This window comes from Streptomyces sp. NPDC002130 (genome assembly GCF_040296465.1).
Lineage (GTDB): Bacteria > Actinomycetota > Actinomycetes > Streptomycetales > Streptomycetaceae > Streptomyces.
Map to the genome: position 1 here is coordinate 1 of NZ_JBEOXI010001098.1, position 1,150 is coordinate 1,150.

1 protein-coding gene is annotated in these 1,150 nt (G+C 61.1%); it reads left to right on the top strand.

Features of this window, described 5'->3' with window-relative positions; all coding sequences use genetic code 11:
- Positions 1–356: 356 nt before the first annotated feature.
- Positions 357–1,139 (top strand): IclR family transcriptional regulator, encoded by a 783-nt coding sequence (locus tag ABT116_RS48745; protein WP_095971653.1) that lies wholly within the window; start codon positions 357–359, stop codon positions 1,137–1,139.
- Positions 1,140–1,150: the final 11 nt, after the last annotated feature.

The following is a 1,150-nucleotide window of genomic DNA, read 5'->3' on the forward strand; positions in this document are numbered from 1 at the left end:
GGTTGAGGTGCGATACGAATCGTGGTGGTCTGGGTGCCCCCGTCGTCGGAGGCCGTGGCGTCGCTCGAACAGCCGGTCAGTGCCAAAGCAGCCGTCGCGACCGCTGCCAGGGCAACAACTCTGAACCGTGGTGTCGACCGAAGGGTATGTCCAACCGTCATGTCCGAAAGCCTCTCGCTGGGAAAGATAGGACTTCCTTGCCGGTAATCCGGTGGGAAGGTGAAGACGCTCAAAGAATTCCGTACGCCGGAACGATTGTTGTGACTATAGTAATTTCCTAGGCGAATGCCAAGGGTTTTCCAAGAACACGAGATTTCGGATCGCCGGGTACTCACACGGCACCGGGAGGGGATCGGATGACGAAGGGTTCTGCGTCCGCCGTCGACAAAGCGTTGGATCTACTCGAGGCCATCGCGCGCTCGACCACGCCGATGAAGCTCAGCGAACTGGCAGAAGAAGTCGGGATGCTCCGCCCGACTGCGCACCGAGTACTTGGCGAACTCGCGAACCGTGGTTGGGTCTTCCGCTACGACGGTCGCTATCTCCCCGGCCCGGCTGCACTGCAGGTTTCTCACGAAGCGGCAGCGCATTCGTTGGCGGCCTTGTGCGATCCGACCATGCGGGTGCTGTCCGAGAGCACGGACATGATGGTGAATCTGCAGGTTCTCGAGAGTGGCGGGACTCGGATCATCGCGGCGCTGCGTCCCGAGCGACTCAAGATGATCACTCGGATGCTCGGGGATCTACTTCCGCCGCACCGGTTCGCGGGACCGCTCGCGTTGGTGGCGGCACTCGAGGACAATACCCGGGCGCCTTACCTGGCAATGGTGGAAAAGAGTGGCTATCCACTCGAAGGCCCCACCGGGTTCCTCGCCGACATCGCCGAGACGCAGAAAACCGGATTCGCGGTCGTCCACAAACGATCTCAGGACATCATCGGTTCGGTCTCGCGGGCAGTGTCCTCTCGCAAGGGCTCTCCCCTCTGCGCGTTGACGGTGATCGGTTTCGACACCGACTTCGACGCGAAAACGACACGGATGGTCGAAGAACACCTGCTGCGGGCGACCGATGAAGTGCAGCAACTCCTTACTGACCACACTTCGGGCAAGCGCCCGTCCGACGCAGGAGAAGAAGGATGATTCCACGGACC